Below are 15230 nucleotides of genomic sequence, written 5' to 3'. Positions count from 1 at the left end.
AACAGAGAATGGCCATTCCAAAATTAACCGCTTACGCGTTGCCAACCGCCGCAGAGCTGCCGACCAACAAGGTGAACTGGGCATTTGAACCGGAGCGCGCCGCGCTGCTGATCCACGATATGCAGGAGTACTTCCTGAACTTCTGGGGCGAAAATAGCGACATGATGCAGCAGGTAGTGGCGAACATCGCTAAACTGCGCGCGTACTGCAAAGAGCACAATATTCCGGTGTATTACACCGCGCAGCCGAAAGATCAGAGCGATGAAGACCGTGCCCTGCTGAACGACATGTGGGGGCCGGGCCTGACCCGTTCGCCGGAGCAGCAGCGCATCGTCGCTGAGCTGACCCCGGATGAAGCGGACACCGTGCTGGTGAAGTGGCGCTACAGCGCGTTTCACCGCTCGCCGCTGGAGCAGATGCTGAAAGAGACCGGGCGCAACCAGCTTTTGATCACCGGCGTATACGCCCACATCGGCTGCATGACCACCGCCACCGACGCCTTTATGCGCGACATCAAGCCGTTCTTTATTGCCGACGCGCTGGCGGACTTCACCCGCGACGAGCACCTGATGTCGCTGAAATACGTGGCCGGACGTTCGGGCCGCGTGGTGATGACCGACGAGCTGCTGCCGTCCGTTCCGGCAACGAAAGCCGCACTGCGTGAGCTGATCCTGCCGCTGCTGGACGAGTCCGACGAGCCGATGGATGACGAAAACCTGATCGACTACGGTCTGGATTCAGTACGGATGATGGCGCTCGCCGCCCGCTGGCGCAAAGCGCACGGCGACATCGACTTCGTGATGCTGGCGAAAAATCCGACCCTCGATGCCTGGTGGGCGCTGCTCTCCCGCGAGGTGAAGTGATGGCTTTTGATTTTACCGGTAAAACCGTCTGGGTGACGGGCGCGGGTAAGGGCATTGGCTATGCGACCGCGCTGGCATTTGTGGAGGCCGGGGCGCAGGTGACCGGGTTCGATCTGGCTTTCCCTCACGGCGAATATCCGTTTGCTACCGAAACGCTGGACGTGGCGGATGCGGCGCAGGCGAGTGACGTCTGTGGGCATTTGCTCAGCAGCCTTGAGCGGCTCGACGTGCTGGTTAACGCAGCGGGCATTCTGCGTATGGGCGCGACGGATCAGCTTTCGCCGGAGGACTGGCAGCAGACCTTTGCGGTCAACGTCGGCGGCGCGTTCAACCTGTTCCAGCAGACGATGGGCCAGTTCCGTCGTCAGCAGGGCGGGGCGATTGTGACCGTAGCCTCTGACGCGGCGCACACGCCGCGCATAGGCATGAGCGCCTACGGCGCGTCGAAAGCGGCGCTGAAAAGCCTGGCGCTGACCGTCGGGCTGGAACTGGCGGGCAGCGGCGTACGCTGTAACCTGGTGTCGCCGGGTTCAACGGATACCGACATGCAGCGCACCCTGTGGACCAGCGACGATGCGGAACAGCGGCGCATTCGCGGCTTTGGCGAGCAGTTCAAGCTTGGCATTCCGCTCGGTAAAATTGCCCGTCCGCAGGAGATTGCTGCGACCGTGCTGTTCCTGGCATCCGATGCCGCCAGCCATATCACCTTGCAGGATATCGTGGTGGACGGCGGCTCCACGCTGGGGGCGTAATGATCTGGAAACGTCATTTAACGCTCGAGGAGCTGAACGCCACCAGCCTGAATACGATGGTGGGGCACCTTGGCATCGTCTATACCCGCCTCGGGGACGATACGCTGGAAGCGGAGATGCCGGTGGATGCGCGCACCCATCAGCCGTTTGGCCTGCTGCACGGCGGCGCCTCGGCGGCGCTGGCGGAAACGCTGGGCTCGATGGCCGGTTTTCTGATGACCCGTGACGGGCAGAACGTGGTGGGTACGGAACTGAATGCCACGCACCACCGCGCAGTCTCACACGGTAAGGTACGCGGCGTGTGTCAGCCGCTGCATCTGGGCCGTTCCAGCCAGAGCTGGGAGATCGTGGTGTTCGACGAGCAGGGGCGGCGGTGCTGTACCTGTCGGTTGAGTACGATGGTGTTGGGGTAAGTCATTCAGCTGAAAGTGATCGGCTTAACACTGTGGTGTAAATCTCTGGTTTGACCACGCATTATTGCGTTTCAAAGTTGTTAAATTTTATCCGTTGTTCTAGAAACAAAATGTAACATCTCACTGTTTCACAACAACGGACAACAACTATGAACAACTCAGGGAAATACCTTACGTGGGCGGTGCTCTCCGTGGTGGGAGCCTTTGCCCTGGGCTATATCGCCCTCAACCGGGGGGAGCAGATCAACGCGCTGTGGATCGTCGTCGCCTCCGTCTGCATTTATCTGATCGCATACCGTTTTTATGGCCGCTATATCGCAAAGACGGTGCTGGGCGTAGACGGCACGCGCATGACGCCGGCCGTGCGTCATAACGACGGTCTGGACTACGTGCCGACCGATAAAAAAGTGCTGTTCGGTCACCATTTCGCGGCGATTGCCGGGGCAGGCCCGCTGGTGGGGCCGGTACTGGCCGCGCAGATGGGCTACCTGCCGGGGATGATCTGGATCCTCGCGGGGGTGGTGCTGGCGGGCGCGGTGCAGGACTTCATGGTGCTGTTCGTCTCCACCCGTCGCGACGGTCGTTCGCTGGGTGAGCTGGTGAAAGAAGAGATGGGGGCAACCGCCGGGGTGATTGCGCTGGTGGCGACCTTTATGATCATGGTGATCATCCTCGCGGTGCTGGCGATGATCGTGGTGAAAGCCTTGACCCACAGCCCGTGGGGAACCTATACCGTCGCCTTCACCATACCGCTGGCGCTGTTCATGGGGATCTACATTCGCTACCTGCGTCCGGGGCGCATTGGTGAAGTGTCAGTCATTGGCCTGGTGTTCCTGGTGTTTGCCATTATCTCCGGCGGCTGGGTGGCGGAAAGCCCGACCTGGGCACCGTTCTTCGACTTCACCGGCGTGCAGCTGACCTGGATGCTGGTAGGCTACGGCTTCGTGGCGGCGGTGCTGCCGGTATGGCTGCTGCTGGCCCCGCGTGACTACCTCTCTACCTTCCTGAAAATCGGCACCATCGTCGGGCTGGCGATCGGCATTCTGATTATGCGCCCGACCCTGACCATGCCTGCGCTGACCAAATTTATTGACGGCACCGGCCCGGTCTGGACCGGCAATCTGTTCCCGTTCCTGTTTATCACCATCGCCTGTGGGGCGGTGTCGGGCTTCCACGCGCTGATTGCCTCCGGGACCACGCCGAAGATGCTGGCGAATGAAAATCAGGCCTGCCTGATTGGCTACGGCGGCATGCTGATGGAGTCCTTCGTGGCGATTATGGCGCTGGTTTCGGCCTGTATTATTGACCCGGGCGTTTACTTTGCGATGAACAGCCCGATGGCGGTGCTGGCCCCGGCCGGCACCGTTGACGTGGTCGCCTCTGCCGCGCAGGTGGTGAGCGGCTGGGGCTTTGCGATTACCCCTGAAACGTTGACGCATATCGCTAATGAGGTCGGCGAGCAGTCGATTATCTCCCGTGCGGGCGGGGCGCCAACGCTGGCGGTGGGCATGGCCTACATCCTGCACGGCGCGCTGGGCGGGCTGATGGATGTCTCGTTCTGGTATCACTTCGCCATTCTGTTCGAGGCGCTGTTTATCCTGACGGCGGTGGATGCGGGTACGCGTGCGGCGCGCTTTATGTTGCAGGATCTGCTGGGGGTGATCTCCCCGAACCTGAAACGTACCGACTCACTCCCGGCTAACCTGCTGGCGACGGCGCTGTGCGTGCTGGCGTGGGGCTACTTCCTGCATCAGGGCGTGGTCGACCCGCTGGGCGGGATTAACACCCTGTGGCCGCTGTTCGGTATCGCCAACCAGATGCTGGCGGGCATGGCCCTGATGCTCTGCGCGGTAGTGCTGTTCAAGATGAAGCGCCAGCGTTACGCATGGGTGGCGCTGGTGCCAACGGCGTGGCTGCTGATCTGTACCCTGACCGCGGGCTGGCAGAAAGCCTTCAGCCCGGACAACAAGGTGGGCTTCCTGGCGATCGCCAACAAGTTCCAGGCGATGATCGACAGCGGTAAGATCCCGGCACAGTACACCGAATCTCAGCTGTCGCAGCTGGTGTTTAACAACCGTCTGGACGCCGGGCTGACCATCTTCTTTATGGTGGTGGTTGTGGTGCTGGCGTTGTATTCTCTGAAAACCGCGCTGGCGGCGTTGAAAGTCGACAAACCGACGGCGAAAGAGACGCCGTATGAGCCAATGCCTGAGAACCTGGACGAGATTGTCACCCAGGCGAAAGGGGCGCATTAACATTACCAAACCCCCTCACCCCAGCCCTCTCCCCAAAGGGGAGAGGGTGTTAAAGTTCCCTCTCCCCTTTGGGGAGAGGGTCAGGGTGAGGGGAATACAAACGAGAAACTGATTATGTTCGACACCCTTTCCAAAGCAGGTAAATACCTGGGCCAGGCCGCTAAAATGATGATTGGCGTGCCGGATTACGACAACTACGTCGAGCATATGCGCGTCAACCACCCGGACCAGACGCCGATGACCTACGAAGAATTTTTCCGCGACCGCCAGGACGCCCGCTACGGTGGCAAGGGCGGGGCGAAGTGCTGTTAACCCTCTTTCGGTAAATAGAGGCTGATCTGCTCCTGTTTACAGCCGTAAATTGCCGCCAGCTTTTCGCGGGTGCGCTTTTGCGGTCGGGAGTCCAGCGCTTCAAGCTGTGACACGGCGGACTGGCTGATGCCAAGCTTCTCCGCCACCTCCTGCTGGGACATACCGCGTAAAATGCGCCAGGCAGCCTGTAGGCTGACGTTCTCGTTATGCATGATGTCGCACACTTCACCCGGTAAACCTACGTTATCGTAGATGTCTGATTCGTAAGGGATGTCTTCCCAGTCGTTTTCATCATCGTCATCGTACTCAAGCATGGCTAAACGCATGCGAAAATATTCACCGTAGGGTATGACAACATACTGTTTTTTTCCTTCTTCATCCTTGATGAACTGAATAGTCATATTCCGTATGCTCCTCATGAAGGTAGGTAGTGGTTGTCCGGCGTTTTACTGCCACTACGTAGCAGATATCACCCGGCGGGTCTCCGAAGGTGTAAATGACCCTGTAATCACCTAATCGCAACCTGTAGTGGTTTTCGGGAGAAGATAATTTCTTGATATCCGCGACAGGTGATGTTTTATCGTCCATCTTCTTCAGCCTGAATTTAATGCGGTTCTGATATCGAGGATCGATTTTAGAAAACTGCTTCTCTGTTGTTTTAGACCACACAATCTTCATCCGTACCTCCACTGTACGCCCATACAAAATATAAGGAAATAATAAGACTATTAGATAAATTCCGAATTTCTAATGGGGTACTGTAGAGCGGAGAATAACCGCGAGAAAGCGGCAAAACGCGAATCGTCGAGGCGGCTCGAACAGGCCTCTGCCGGGCGACAGAGGCATACAGTAAATTTGCGATCAGGCGTTCAGACCGCCGTCGACATCCAGACCGGTGCCGGAAATTTGCCCCGCAGCCGGGCTGGCGAGGAAGGTGACTGCCGCTGCGATATCCTCCGGCTGGCCGTAATGGCCCAGGGCAATAAGCTGACGCTGAGAGTCAGCCTGCTCGCCGTCTTCCGGGTTCATATCGCTGTTGGTCGGGCCGGGGTGGACCAGGTTGACGGTAATGCCGCGCGGGCCTAAATCACGGGCCAGACCTCGGGTGAGAGAGTTAAGGGCAGACTTGGTCATCGAGTAGACGGCGATCCCCGGCTGCGCCACGCGGTTCGCCAGACAGCTGCCGATGTTGATGATGCGTCCGCCGTCCGACATGTGCACCAGCGCTTCCTGAATGGCGATCACCACGCCGCGGATGTTGACGTTGATCAGAGCGTCGATGTCCGCCAGGGTCATGGACTCCAGCGGGCCGCCGCGCGCAATCCCGGCGTTATTGACCAGAATATCCAGCCCGCCGAGGGAGCGCGCCGCCTGCGTGACCGCATCCTGAATCGCCTGCGCGCTGGCGCTGTCGGCCTGAATCGCCTCGCCGTGTCGCCCCAGCGCGTTGATCTCATCGACGACCTGCTGGGCTTTATCGACGGATTTTTCGTAGGTGATAACCACATCGGCACCGGCGCGCGCCAGCGACAGCGCAATCGCCCGACCCAGCCCGCGGCTGGCGCCGGTAACCAGCGCCTTTTTACCTGTTAAATCGATCTGCATGATGACCTCGTTGCAAGAGTGGAGAGAATCATCATTAGGTATAGCCCGTCGGCGCAATTAACGGCTGAAGGATTCCACCTTCGCAAACGCGGCGCGCAGCACCTCAGGCGTTAACGTCACCGGCAGATAGTGAATCGACTCCACCGGGCGCAGGGTGTGGGCAATGACCTTATCCAGCTCGTCGCGGTTGTGAATATCGACGTCCAGCTCGCGAAGCGTGATTGGCAGGTTAAAGCGCCGGTACGCCGCCACCAGCTGCGCCAGCACGTCGTCCTGGCCGAGCAGGGCGCTCTGGACCAGAATGCCGTAGGCCACCTTGGTGCCGTGCAGGTATTTTTCCGTCTGCGGCAGCACGGTTAAGCCGTTGTGCACCGCGTGCGCCGCCGCCACGCGGGTATAGCGCTCACCCAGACCGCCGACCATTCCGCCTCCGGCAATAATCGCATCCACCACGTCCCGGAACGCCTGCGTCTGTTCGCCGCGCTGCTGATCTGCAAGCGCCTCTTCGCTGCGTTCCAGCAGCACGTCGCGGATCGCCAGCGCACCGTTCAGGCCAAGACGCACGGTCAGCGGCAGACTCTCAGGTTGAGGGGCGAGCACCGCCGCTTCGTACCACTTCGCCAGCGTATCGCCGATGCCCGCCAGCAGGTATTCCGCCGGGGCGTTAAGGATGATCTGCGGCTCCACCAGCACCAGAAAGTTGGCGTCGTCAAAAATCTCAAACTGTAGCGCCTGACCGGCATCGTTGTACCACACGGAGAGCGGGGTCCACGCCGCGCAGGTGGCGGCGATAGTGGGAATGCCCACGAACGGCACGCCCAGACAACGCGCCACGGCCTTGACGGTATCCATTACCGCACCGCCGCCCACGCCAATCACCACGCTGGTTTCACTTCCCGACTCGTTTACCAGATGAGTGACGTCACGCTCGCTGCAATGGCCCTTAAACAACAGATGTTTTGCCCCCGTCGCGTTAAAACTCTGCGGCAGATAAGGGCGTGCGCCCTCGATTGCCCGCTCGCCGTAGATCCACACCGCGCGGGAAAGTTGTTCCGGAGTAAAGAAATTATCCAGGTGTGCAAGGCTTCCCGGATGAGAGAAGTAGTTCGCCGGGCCGGGTACGACGCGGATATCGGTGTTGCTCATGAAGTTGTCCTTTTTTAGCAAGCGCTAACCCGATGTTATGTCTGGACATCCGGATGGCTAATAATATTTCGCTTTATCTTATGCCTTTTCCGTCGTTGTCAGTCAACCGGAGCTGTGAAAAATTCGCTAAATCAGAAGAGTAATGAAGGATTTACGCGGATGGTTTCCAGTCGCCTTGAGATGCGCGGTATCAGCCTGGCCTTTTCCGGCTTTCAGGCGCTGTCGCGCGTGGACTTCACGCTGAACGGCGGGTCGGTGCATGCGCTGACCGGCGCCAACGGCGCGGGGAAATCGACGCTGATGGCGGTGCTGTGCGGGACGCACGACCACTATGAAGGCGAAATCTGCATTAACAACCAGCCGGTAAGCATCCGCGAGCCGCTGGACGCCAAACGGCTGGGCATCCACCTCGTGCAGCAGGAGGTGGACGTGGCGCTGATCCCGGGGTTAAGCATTGCTGAAAACATCATGCTCGACCAGCTGGCGCAGCCAGGGCACCGCTACCGCTGGCGCGACATCCGCCAGCAGGCGCGGCAGGCGCTGGCGCAGCTGGATGTTTCGCTCGACGTTCGCCGCTCCATCGACGGCTGCACGCTGGCTGAAAAACAGCAGATTTTGCTGGCGCGGGCGTTATCTCATCACTGCCGTTTTTTGATTCTTGATGAACCCACCGCGCCGCTTGACGCGCACGAGAGCGAGCGTCTGTTTGCGGTAGTAAGACGTTTGCAACAGCAGGGCATCGGCGTGGTGTTTATCTCACACCGCATTCACGAGCTAAAAGCTATCTGCGACACCCTGACGGTGCTGCGCGACGGCAGGCTGATTGAGTCTGGCCCGATGGCCGATCTCAGCGGTGAAGCGATCGTTGAGAAGATGCTCGGCCACGTGCTGAGCGATATCTACCCGCCCGCGCGCCCGCCGCACGGCGACGAAACGCTGCTGCGGGTAGAAGGGCTGCACGACGACGCGCTGCTGAAAGATATCTCGCTGCACCTGCGCAAGGGCGAAATTCTCGGCATTGCCGGGCTGGCGGGCGCGGGCAAAACCGAACTCTGTAAGGCGCTGTTTGGCGCCAGTAAAAGCCGCGTCGCGAACGGCGAGCTGAACCATCAGGACTGGAAACCGCGCGACCCGGCGGACTCGGTGCTGCGCGGCCTGGCGCTGGTGCCGGAAGAGCGGCGCAAAGAGGGCATTTTTATCGACGAGCCGGTGAGCATGAATCTTGCCGTGTGCGCCGATAACAGCTTCTCGCGCTGGAGCCTGTTCGGCCATCGTCAGGCGTGGCGCTGGGCGGAGGAGGTGATCGCCCGCGTCGGCGTTCGCGCCCGCGGTCCCGGGCAGGTTTTGCGACGTCTCTCCGGCGGCAACCAGCAGAAGGTCGCCATCGGTAAATGGTTGCGTAATGACGCCAGCGTGCTGATATTCGACGAGCCGACCAAAGGCGTGGACGTGAAGGCCAAAACCGATCTGTTTCAGCTTATCGACGGCCTGGCGCGCGAGGGCAAAGGGGTGATTTACGCCTCGGGCGAATTTGCCGAACTGGTCGGGCTGTGCGACCGCATCTGCGTCCTGTGGGACGGGCGCATCGTGGCGGAAATCGCCGGGGCCGAGGCCCGTGAAGAGACACTACTTTATTATTCAACCGGAGGAACGGCGTCGTGAGCAAGGCCCTTTCAGTGAGCGCGGCGGCGTCTGGCCGTCAGCAGATTTTCGATTTTCTCTACAAGTGGGGCATGTTGCTGACCGTCGTCGCGCTGGTGGCCGTTTTTGGCCTGGCGTCGGACAGCTTCCTCGATCCGAACAACATCATTAACATTCTGCGCTCGATTGCCATCGTGACGGTGATTGCCATCGGCGTGTCGATCTCCCTGACCGTCGGCGGGTTCGATCTCTCGGTGGGATCCACCGCGTCGCTGGCGAACGCGCTGGTGATTTCGCTCTTCGTCTGGCACGGCTTCGGCACCACCGAGTCGATTGTAATCACTCTCGCGCTCTGCACGCTGGTCGGCCTGTTTAACGCTTTCCTGATCGTCATCCTGCGCATTCCGGACATGCTCGCCACCCTCGCCAGCCTGTTTGTCATCCAGGGCGTGGCGATGACCTACAGCTACGGCGGGTCGATTACTGAGAACATGGTGCTGCCGAGCGGCGACATGGCGGAAGGCACCATCCCTGCGACGTTCAGCCTGCTGGGACAGGTACCGACTATCGTGATCGTCATGCTGGTGGTGACGGTGCTGGCGCAGCTTGGCCTCTCGTTGACCACTCACGGTCGTCGGATGTACGCCATTGGCGGTAACCCGGAAGCGGCGCGCCTCTCGGGGATTCGCACCACGCGCTACAAGGTGGCGGCCTACGTGATTGCCTCCCTGCTGGCGGGCCTGGGCGGGATTTTGCTGGCCTCGCGTATTGGCTCATCGCAGGTGAACGCGGGCGGCGGTTACCTGATGGATGCGGTGGCGGCGGCGTGGATCGGCTTCTCGCTGGCCGGGTCCGGCAAGCCGAATGCCCTGGGGACCCTGGTCGGGGCGGTGATTCTCGGCGTGCTGTCGAACGGGCTGGTGATGCTCTCCGTGCCGTATTACGCCATGGACATTATAAAAGGGCTGGTGCTCGCGGTAGCGCTGGCGATTACCTACATACAAAAACGCTGACAACACAACGGTATAAAAAATGAAAAAGATTGCACTCTCTTTGGTGGCATTAGGGTTATTCACCGCTCTGCCTGGCTTCGCGGCCACGCCCGCACCGCTCCCGGCGGCCATTGCCAACCATGACGGCCCCATTCGCATTGCGGTGATCCGCAACCTCGGCTCAGACGACAACACCACGCAGTTTGTTGCCGGGGCCATTCAGGAAGGGAAAAAGCTCGGCTTTAAGGTCAGCACCTTTTTGAGCAACGGGGATGACGCTAAATTCCAGGACTTCGTGAACCAGGCCATCAGCCAGAAATATGACGGGATCATCCTGTCGCAGGGCCGCGATCCGTACTCCACCGCGCTGGTAAAAAAGGCGGTGGATGCCGGGATCAAGGTCGCCGTATTTGATACCGCCGTCAATGGCGAGATCCCGGGCGTGACCGTTACCCAACAGGACGATGCCTCTCTGACCAATCTCTCCTTCGGCCAGCTGGCGAAAGATTTCAACGGCAAGGCCAATATCGTCAAGCTGTGGGTAGCGGGCTTCCCGCCGATGGAGCGTCGTCAGGCGGCGTATAAAGAGTTGCAAAAGCAATACCCGGAGATTAAAGAGCTGGAGTCCATCGGCGCGGTCTCCTCTGACGTGCAGGGCGACACCGCCAACAAGGTGGGTGCGATCCTGGCGAAATACCCGAAAGGCAAAATCGACGCCATCTGGGGGACCTGGGATGCCTTCAGCCAGGGCGCGTATAAGGCGCTGAAAGAGAACGGCCGCACCGAGATCAAACTCTACAGCATCGACATCTCCAACCAGGATTTACAGCTGATGCGCGAGCCGGGTAGCCCGTGGAAGGTGAGCGTGGCGGTAGATCCGAAGCTGATTGGCGCGACCAACGTACGCCTGATCGCCAACAAGATTGCCGGTGAAGCCACGCCTGCCACCTACGACTTCAAAGCCGCTGCGATCCCGCAGGCGCTGCTGACCGCGCAGCCGGGGGCGGTGAACGTGGCGTCGCTGGGCAAAATCATTCCGGGCTGGGGCCAGACGGAAGATTTTATCGCGCCGTGGTTTGCGACGCTGGAAGCGAAAAATAAATGAGCATGCTTCCTACGCCAGAATACAGCCGCAATATGCGGCTGATTGGCCATAGCGACCAGGGCGGTCGTCCGGATGGCGTGCAGCTGATGGTGCACCGCGGCTTTGCGTATATCGGCCATATGGTGTCGCAGGGCTTTTCGATTGTCGACGTGCGCGATCCAAAAAATCCGAAACCCGCGGGCTATGTCCCCGCGCCGCCGGGCACCTGGAACGTGCACCTCCAGGCGCATGACGACCTGCTGCTGGTGATCAACGCCCGGGATCTGTTTGCCGATGCCCGCTTCGCCGACGAGAAGGTCTACTACACCCGTCAGGTAGGAGAGACCGTCAGCGACGTTCAGGACAGGGGCTGGAGCGCCGGGCTTCGCGTTTTTGATATCTCCACGCCGGACAGGCCGCGCGAAATCGGCTTTCTGTCGCTGAGCGGCATCGGCATTCACCGCATCTGGTACGTCGGTGGCCGCTGGGCGTACGTGTCGGCGCTGATCGACGGTTTTACCGACTACATTTTCCTGACCATTGACCTGGCGGACCCGCGCAAGCCCGAGGTGGCGGGGCGCTGGTGGCTGCCGGGGATGAACCAGTCCGCAGGCGAACAGCCGGACTGGCCGGAAGGGAAACGCTACGCCCTCCACCACGCGATTATTGCCGGGGATACCGCGTACGGCAGCTGGCGCGACGGCGGCCTGACGCTGCTGGACGTGAAGGATCGCACCCAGCCTAAGCTCATTAGCCACCGTAACTGGAGCCCGCCGTTTGGCGGTGGGACGCACACCGCGCTGCCGCTGCCGGACCGCGATCTGCTGGTGGTGCTGGACGAAGCGGTGCTCGATAACCAGGAAGACGGCGAGAAGCTGATCTGGCTGTTTGATATTCGCGAGCCGTCGAACCCGGTGAGTATCTCTACCTTCCCGCAGCCGGATGAAATCGACTACGTGGCGAAAGGGGCGCATTTTGGCCCGCACAACCTGCACGAGAACCGGCCGGGGAGCTTTGTCAGCTCCACGCTGATCTTCGCGACGTATCAGAACGCGGGCGTGCGCGCGTATGACATTTCCAATCCGTATCGCCCGGTGGAAACGGGAGCGCTGGTGCCCGCGGCGCCGGAGAGGATGATGGATACGCGGCCGAATCGCCCGCAGGTGATCCAGTCGTGTGACGTGTTTGTGGACGCGCAGGGGATTATTTACAGCACGGACTATAACGGCGGGCTGTCGGTGATTGAGTATCTGGGGTGAGTGCGGTTTGATGCCCTCACCCCGGCCCTCTCCCACAGGGAGAGGGAGAAAATCAACTGTACTGCCGCACCCGTGCCACCAGCTCTTCCGCGCTGTCGATGCGGTCGGCAATCACAATCAGCGCTTTACCGAGGGATATCGCGTGGCGCAGGCATTCGTGACGCATCGCTTCATCCTGAATGGTGTCGATATCCGCCACATGGGAAAGCCCGACGCTGCGGCGAATCAGCTCGGTGCCGCAGAATCCGATGGCATCGTGCCAGACCTTTTTCAGGAATGCGGAGGCATAGCCCGGTGCGCTGAGTGCGGCGTCGCGGGCTTTCTCGTTTGCCAGTACCTGGAAGCGCTCCGCAAAGGTGTTCCACAGTTCCTGAATATCGGTCAGGCGCTGCTCGCGCGCGGCGGCGGCATCGCGAATGCCCAGATGCCCCGGCAGGCCGCAGAAGTTGAGCAGCAGGTTGCCGATGGCGGTGCCAACGTCAAAGCCAATCGGCCCGAAATAGCCGAACTCAGCGTCGATGGCCTTCAGGCTGCCGTCGGCCACAAAAATCGAGCCGCTGTGAATGTCTCCGTGCAGCAGGGCTTCGGCGTGCGCGAAAAAGCGGTGCTTGAGGGAGGCCACGGCGATTTTAAGCTGGGCGTCGTCGCGCAGGGCGGCAACATCGTTTTCCAGCTCGGCCGGGTAGCTGTTGCGCGCGTGGATCTGGTACGGATCGTTGAAGAACAGATCTTCGGTGATCTCGCACATCTCCGGGTTGATGAATTTTGCCACCTGCGCTTTTTTCTCGTGCGGATGCAGATAAAAATCGCTGGTGTGGAAAAGGGTGTGAGCCAGATATTCCCCCAGCTGACGCGCTGCCTGTGGGTAATAATTATTTCTGATCAGCTCGCCGCGCCAGATGCGATGGCTGGAGAGATCTTCCATCACCATCACCGCCAGTTCCGGATCAAAGTGGTGGATTTTCACGGTGTGCTGAGGGCTGTGCTGGTAATGCTCGACCAGGGTTTGCGCTTCAAGACGGGCACGATCCAGCGTCAGCGGCCAGGATTCGCCGACGCAGCGTACGTAGGGCAGCGCCTGCTTAACGACGATGCGGCTGACGCCCGCGCTGTCGAAAATTTTAAAAACCAGATTGAGGTTGCCGTCGCCCACTTCCTGCGCCTCTACCAGCGATGACGGATCGTCAAGTCCGCCAAACTGCCTGGCATACTCCACGGCGTCCTGAGCGGTAAAGGTACGGTATTGCGACATGGCCTGCTCCTCAGTTTTGCTAATTAAGACATGTAGACGTCTATACATCTGGATTTCATCCTGACACAATGTGCTACAACAACGCAACAGGGAATCAACGACATGCAGACATTACAGACGACCAGCCTGCGGGTGGCGAATAATCAGCTCTTTATTCTCGACCAACAGGCGCTTCCGCAGGAGAAACGCTGGGTGGATGCCTCGACGGTCGAGGCGCTGGTCGGGCATATCCACGCTTTGCGCGTACGCGGCGCGCCGTTGATTGGTCTCTCTGCAAGCCTGCTGCTGGCGCTGTTAGCGGAAAGCGGCAAAAGCCGCGACGAGCTGGCGGTGGCGATGGAAACCCTGCGCGCATCCCGCCCGACGGCGGTAAACCTGATGAACAACCTCGACCGCATGAAGCCTGCGCTGTGGGAAGAGGATTTCGTTCCGGCGCTGGTGGCTGAGGCGCTGCGCCTGATTGACGAAGACAAACGGCTCTGCGACGCGATTGCAAAAGCGGGCAGCGCGCTGGTGAAGCCCGGCAGCCGTCTGCTGACCCACTGCAACACCGGCGGGCTGGCGACGGCGGGCGTCGGTACCGCGCTGGGGGTGATTGCTCGCGCGCATAAGGAAGGCAAGGTAAGCAACGTCTGGGTGGATGAAACCCGTCCGCTATTGCAGGGCGGCAGGCTGACCGCGTGGGAACTCGGCGAGCTGGGCGTGCCGTATCAGCTAATTACCGACTCCATGGCCGCCAGCCTGATGGCAAAAGGGCAGGTGGACGCTGTGTGGGTGGGGGCAGACCGCATTGCGGCCAACGGCGACGTGGCGAACAAAATCGGCACCTACTCTCTGGCGGTGCTGGCGAAATTCCACGGCATTCCGTTCTATGTCGCCGCGCCGCAAACGACCCTCGACCCGGACTGCCCGAACGGCGACGCGATCCCGATTGAGCAGCGCGCCGCCAGCGAGGTGACGGGCGTGGCGGGAAGCTTTGGCGCGGTGCAGTGGGCGCCGGAAAACGCGCAGGTCTATAACCCGGCGTTTGACGTCACCCCCGCCTCGCTGATTAGCGGCTGGGTGCTGGATACGGGCGTGGTCACTCCGGACGAGGTGGCGGAAGGGAAATTTGCCTGAGTCCGGCTATCCTTTAAGGGGCTCCCTTAAGAGGACAACATCGTGACGCTCGATCCTGAAACAGACTTAAAACTGGAGCGCGTGGTGGACGCACCGCGCGATCTGCTGTGGCTCTGCTGGACTACGCCAGAGCACATCAAAAAATTCTTCATTCCTGCTCCCCATAAGGTGAACGAATGCGACCTCGACCTGCGCGTGGGCGGGCGGTTCAATACCGTGTTTGAGGTGGACGGGCAGCGGATGGATAACCGGGGCGTATTCCTTGAAATCGATCCGGGGAAAAAGCTGGTCTTTACCGACGGCTATACCGAAGGCTGGAAACCGGCCGAGAAGCCGTTTATGACGGCAATTTTGTTGCTGGAAGACGCCGGGGAGGGCAAAACCCGCTATAAGGCGATTGCGCGCCACCCCACGAAGGAAATTCGTGAGCAGCATGAGCAGATGGGCTTCCACGAAGGGTGGGGGATTGTGCTGGATCAGCTGGTGGGGTATGTGAAAGGGCTTAACGCTTAGTGCGCGCTGGTGCCCTCACCCCGA

At 60.3% G+C, this 15230-nt stretch carries 16 protein-coding genes; 11 read left to right on the top strand and 5 right to left on the bottom strand.

Features of this window, described 5'->3' with window-relative positions:
- The first annotated feature begins 8 nt into the window (after positions 1–8).
- The 5 genes from CU081_RS21870 (at position 9) to CU081_RS21850 (ending at position 4595) form a co-directional block, all read left to right on the top strand.
- A complete protein-coding gene (locus CU081_RS21870) occupies positions 9–863 on the top strand; it encodes an isochorismatase (RefSeq protein ID WP_022650572.1) in 855 nt (284 codons plus the stop codon).
- The gene (entA, locus tag CU081_RS21865) at positions 863–1615 is read left to right on the top strand and encodes a 2,3-dihydro-2,3-dihydroxybenzoate dehydrogenase EntA (protein ID WP_022650573.1); all 753 of its coding nucleotides are present in this window, start codon (positions 863–865) and stop codon (positions 1613–1615) included. Before CU081_RS21870 ends, entA begins: the two co-directional genes overlap by 1 nt.
- Entirely contained in the window at positions 1615–2028 is a 414-nt protein-coding gene (entH, locus tag CU081_RS21860) for a proofreading thioesterase EntH (protein WP_015571173.1), read from the top strand. The genes entA and entH overlap by 1 nt, the downstream gene beginning before the upstream one ends.
- A 149-nt stretch (positions 2029–2177) precedes the next feature.
- A complete protein-coding gene (gene cstA / locus CU081_RS21855; RefSeq protein WP_015571172.1) occupies positions 2178–4283 on the top strand; it encodes a pyruvate/proton symporter CstA in 2106 nt (701 codons plus the stop codon).
- A 114-nt stretch (positions 4284–4397) separates the two neighbouring features.
- Positions 4398–4595 carry a YbdD/YjiX family protein gene (locus CU081_RS21850; RefSeq protein WP_006809671.1) on the top strand — a complete coding sequence of 66 codons (198 nt, stop codon included), beginning with the start codon at positions 4398–4400 and terminating at the stop codon, positions 4593–4595.
- Here CU081_RS21850 and CU081_RS21845 read toward each other — a convergent pair.
- The 4 genes from CU081_RS21845 to CU081_RS21830 all read right to left on the bottom strand — a co-directional run bounded on the left by CU081_RS21845 (position 4592) and on the right by CU081_RS21830 (position 7346).
- Entirely contained in the window at positions 4592–4996 is a 405-nt protein-coding gene (locus CU081_RS21845) for a helix-turn-helix domain-containing protein (protein WP_022647392.1), read from the bottom strand. The genes CU081_RS21850 and CU081_RS21845 overlap by 4 nt on opposite strands.
- The gene (locus tag CU081_RS21840) at positions 4971–5273 is read right to left on the bottom strand and encodes a type II toxin-antitoxin system RelE family toxin (RefSeq protein ID WP_022650574.1); all 303 of its coding nucleotides are present in this window, start codon (positions 5271–5273) and stop codon (positions 4971–4973) included. Before CU081_RS21840 ends, CU081_RS21845 begins: the two co-directional genes overlap by 26 nt.
- Positions 5274–5456: 183 nt before the next feature.
- Positions 5457–6200, bottom strand: coding sequence for an SDR family NAD(P)-dependent oxidoreductase (locus tag CU081_RS21835; RefSeq protein WP_017382507.1), 744 nt, complete (start codon positions 6198–6200; stop codon positions 5457–5459).
- A 57-nt stretch (positions 6201–6257) separates the two neighbouring features.
- Positions 6258–7346 carry an oxidoreductase gene (locus tag CU081_RS21830; protein WP_003858784.1) on the bottom strand — a complete coding sequence of 363 codons (1089 nt, stop codon included), beginning with the start codon at positions 7344–7346 and terminating at the stop codon, positions 6258–6260.
- A gap of 159 nt (positions 7347–7505) precedes the next feature.
- Here CU081_RS21830 and CU081_RS21825 point away from each other — a divergent pair, with 159 nt between their 5' ends.
- The 4 genes from CU081_RS21825 to CU081_RS21810 are packed head-to-tail and all read left to right on the top strand — an operon-like array spanning position 7506 to position 12322.
- Positions 7506–9008, top strand: a complete 1503-nt coding sequence (locus CU081_RS21825; protein ID WP_022650575.1) for a sugar ABC transporter ATP-binding protein — start codon at positions 7506–7508, stop codon at positions 9006–9008.
- Positions 9005–10000, top strand: coding sequence for an ABC transporter permease (locus tag CU081_RS21820; RefSeq protein ID WP_022650576.1), 996 nt, complete (start codon positions 9005–9007; stop codon positions 9998–10000). Before CU081_RS21825 ends, CU081_RS21820 begins: the two co-directional genes overlap by 4 nt.
- Before the next feature lie 19 nt (positions 10001–10019).
- Entirely contained in the window at positions 10020–11084 is a 1065-nt protein-coding gene (locus CU081_RS21815; RefSeq protein WP_022650577.1) for a sugar ABC transporter substrate-binding protein, read from the top strand.
- Positions 11081–12322 carry an LVIVD repeat-containing protein gene (locus CU081_RS21810; protein ID WP_022650578.1) on the top strand — a complete coding sequence of 414 codons (1242 nt, stop codon included), beginning with the start codon at positions 11081–11083 and terminating at the stop codon, positions 12320–12322. Before CU081_RS21815 ends, CU081_RS21810 begins: the two co-directional genes overlap by 4 nt.
- 52 nt (positions 12323–12374) lie before the next feature.
- Here the strand turns inward: CU081_RS21810 and mtnK are convergent, their stop codons facing one another.
- Positions 12375–13574: an S-methyl-5-thioribose kinase gene (gene mtnK / locus CU081_RS21805; protein ID WP_022650579.1), complete on the bottom strand. Its 1200-nt coding sequence runs from the start codon at positions 13572–13574 to the stop codon at positions 12375–12377.
- Positions 13575–13676: 102 nt separating this feature from the next.
- On the opposite strand from mtnK, the gene mtnA reads away from it, so the two are divergent.
- Together mtnA and CU081_RS21795 are read left to right on the top strand one after the other, a co-directional pair.
- Positions 13677–14693, top strand: coding sequence for an S-methyl-5-thioribose-1-phosphate isomerase (mtnA, locus tag CU081_RS21800; protein ID WP_022650580.1), 1017 nt, complete (start codon positions 13677–13679; stop codon positions 14691–14693).
- A gap of 42 nt (positions 14694–14735) precedes the next feature.
- Positions 14736–15206, top strand: coding sequence for an SRPBCC family protein (locus CU081_RS21795; protein ID WP_022650581.1), 471 nt, complete (start codon positions 14736–14738; stop codon positions 15204–15206).
- Positions 15207–15230: the final 24 nt, after the last annotated feature.

Origin of the sequence: Enterobacter sp. CRENT-193 (assembly GCF_002787395.1) — a bacterium.
GTDB classification, from domain to species: domain Bacteria; phylum Pseudomonadota; class Gammaproteobacteria; order Enterobacterales; family Enterobacteriaceae; genus Enterobacter; species Enterobacter hormaechei_C.
The sequence above is the reverse complement of the archived record's forward strand: the minus strand, read 5'-3'. Positions and strand labels throughout refer to the sequence as shown.